Source organism: Kitasatospora sp. NPDC056181 (assembly GCF_042266225.1).
Taxonomy (GTDB): Bacteria; Actinomycetota; Actinomycetes; order Streptomycetales; family Streptomycetaceae; genus Kitasatospora.
In genome coordinates, this window is record NZ_JBHJUK010000303.1 from 1 (window position 1) to 2,681 (window position 2,681).

Sequence of the window (2,681 nt, forward strand, 5' to 3'; positions counted from 1 at the left end):
CCTGGCGCGAGATCGCCGAGCACACCGCCGAGTCCCTCACCAAGGGCATGCGCGTGGTCGTCACCGGCCGTCTCGTCCAGCACAACTGGCAGACCGACCAGGGCGAGCATCGTTCCATGCTCGGCCTCGACGTCGAGGACCTCGGCCCCTCGCTGCGGTTTGCCACCGCCACAGTCACCAAGGCCCAGCGCACCGGCAACGCGCCCGCACGACCGGCCGACCAGTGGTCCACCGCCACCCCACCCGCACCCGGCGGCGGCTGGAACGGTGCCCCGGCCGACGGCCCCACCGAGCCGCCGTTCTAGCCCCACACCCGGACAGCACGAAACCCCGCAGCAGCCGCCGAATCTTGGCAGAGAGACGGCTGCTGCGGGGCCAAACCGATCCCCTTTCAGAGACCAGAGGACTCAAGCATGCCCCACCTCAACTTCTCCGCGCTCGGTGCTCGGCCGACCACCGCCGTGCTGCCGCGCCGGCCGTGGAACGGCATGACCGTGCTGGACGCCTACTGCAACATCGGCGGCACCGGCATGGGCTTCCACCTGGCCGGGTTCGACGTCGTCGGCGTCGACGTCCTCGACCAGCCCCGCTACCCCTTCCCGTTCCTGCGCGGTGACGCGGTCGAGGCCATCGCGGCACACGGCCACCGGTTCGACCTGATCAGCGCCGGGCCTCCCTGTCAGTTCGACTGCACCCTCACCGCCGGCACCAACGCCGCCAAACGCGACCGCTACCCGGACCTGTTGGAGCCGACCCGGGCCGCGCTGGAGTCCACCAGGCGGCCGTACGTGATCGAGCAGCCCCCCGGCCGCGCCTCCAAGCGCATGCGGACCGATCTCATGCTGTGTGGGGAGATGTTCGGCCTACGGGTGCTCAGGCACCGCAACTTCGAGGCCGGTGGCGGTCTGCTGCTCGACCAGCCCGCCCACGTCCCGCACCGTGGCCTGACCATCGGCTACCGCCACGGACGGCACGTCACCGAGCAGCAGGGCCGCTACTTCCAGGTCTACGGCAACGGCGGCGGCAAGGGCAGCGTCACCCAGTGGCAGGACGCCATGGGCATCCACTGGACCGACGTCCGCCGCGAGATCGCCGAAGCCATCCCACCCGCCTACACCCGACTCATCGGCCACCAGGCCGCCGCCCGGCTCGGCGCCGGGCCCGCCGCCCTTGCCGCATAGGACCGGCGCTGTGGCCGTCCACCTCGACTGGCGCGACGCCAGGCACTACGACCACACCCGCACCCTGCCCTGCCGCTGGTGCGGTCGACCAACCCCGCTGCGGGACGAGCAGCGCAGACCGGCGCACAAGGTCTGCGCCGAGCAGCACGCCCACGCCCCCGTGGCGGGCCCTGCCGCGCCAGCGCCCGCCACGGAGGCCCATCCCGCAGCCGTCTCCCCTCGTGAGGAATCCATGCCCGACAGCCTGTTCACCGCGTCCGCCTCCACCTGCCGGCACCACCGGGGGAGGGCCGCGTGACGGTCCCGTCCCTGCTGGAGCTCGCCCTCGGCCTTGCCGTCCTGGGCCTGCCCGTGGTGCCGCTGAGCGCCAACAAGCGACCCCTGCGCAACTGCCCGGCCTGCCAGGACATCGCGTGCGGGGGCCGGCCCAACATGCTCACCCCCGGCCCCTGCGCGTGCCCGCTGCCGTGCCACGCCTGGGCCGCCGCCACCACCGACCCCACTGTCCTGACCAGCCAGGCGTGGGCCCGAGCCTGGCGGAAGGCCGCCGCGGTGGGCTACCACCCGGGCGGGGCGGGGGTCACCGTCGTCGACCTCGACAGCACGGACGCCATCACGTGGGCCCGTACCGCGTTGCCCCCGACGCTGACCGTGCCCTCGACGCGCGGCGAGCACTGGATCTACCGGGGCGTCATGCGCTCCTCCAACGCGGTGCGACCCAATGTCGACATCAAGTCCGCCATGCACTACGCCCGATGGCTCGGCCCCGGCACCGGCACCATGGCCGACCTGCCCGACGCCGTCCGCGCCCTCGCGGCCAAGGAAGAGACCACCCCCGGCCCGCACGGCGCGGCGGTGGTGTCTTCCACCCCCGGCGGCGGGTGGTCCCGGACCACGGACCACGGCTGCCGCCACACCGAGCGCTACGTCCGCACCGGCCTCGACCGGGGCGTCGCCCTCATCCTCGCCCGCCGCACGAGCGGCGCCGGGAGCCAGGCGTACGGCGCCGCCCGCTTCCTCGCCGCCCAACACACCCGTTGCCCCGGCCCCTGCGGCCTCGACGCCCTCGCCCAGGACCTCATCGACGCCGCCGAAGCCGTCGGCGTCCCCCACGACTACGCCACCCGCGCCGTCACCCGCGGCCTCGCCGCCGCCGGCGCCCACCTGACCTGACCCCGCCCGAGCACGCCGAAGCGGCCACCCCTCTCGCCAAAGAACCGGTGGCCGCTCCCATCCAGCCCCAAAGACCGGAGAGGCCAGCATGACCGATACCACCCCGCCCGTCACCACCAACGCCGAGGACGGCGCGGCCCTGCTCGACGCCGTCGAAGCCCATCACCGGCGCTTCAACGTCTTCCCCAGCGAAGCCGCCTACGTCGCCGTGGTCCTGTGGGGAGCGCACACGCACCTCATGGACGCCTTCGAGGCCACCCCCCGGCTCGCGTTCCTCTCCCCGGAGCCCGGCAGCGGCAAGACCCGCGCGCTGGAGATCATCGAGAC

General features: G+C 73.5%; 4 protein-coding genes and 1 pseudogene. All 5 read left to right on the forward strand.

Going from position 1 to position 2,681, the window contains the following annotated elements; genetic code table 11:
* On the forward strand, positions 1 to 305 hold a 305-nt coding region (locus ACFC1F_RS43005; RefSeq protein WP_376167251.1), incomplete at its 5' end, for a single-stranded DNA-binding protein.
* Between the two features lie 108 nt (positions 306 to 413).
* The gene (locus ACFC1F_RS43010) at positions 414 to 1,181 is read left to right on the forward strand and encodes a DNA methylase (protein WP_376167253.1); all 768 of its coding nucleotides are present in this window, start codon (positions 414 to 416) and stop codon (positions 1,179 to 1,181) included.
* Positions 1,182 to 1,191: 10 nt separating this feature from the next.
* Positions 1,192 to 1,479, forward strand: a complete 288-nt coding sequence (locus ACFC1F_RS43015) for a hypothetical protein (protein WP_376167255.1) — start codon at positions 1,192 to 1,194, stop codon at positions 1,477 to 1,479.
* Positions 1,476 to 2,354, forward strand: coding sequence for a DNA primase (locus ACFC1F_RS43020; RefSeq protein WP_376167256.1), 879 nt, complete (start codon positions 1,476 to 1,478; stop codon positions 2,352 to 2,354). Before ACFC1F_RS43015 ends, ACFC1F_RS43020 begins: the two co-directional genes overlap by 4 nt.
* An 88-nt stretch (positions 2,355 to 2,442) precedes the next feature.
* Positions 2,443 to 2,681 (forward strand): annotated as a pseudogene (locus ACFC1F_RS43025) (DNA primase); the annotation flags it as partial.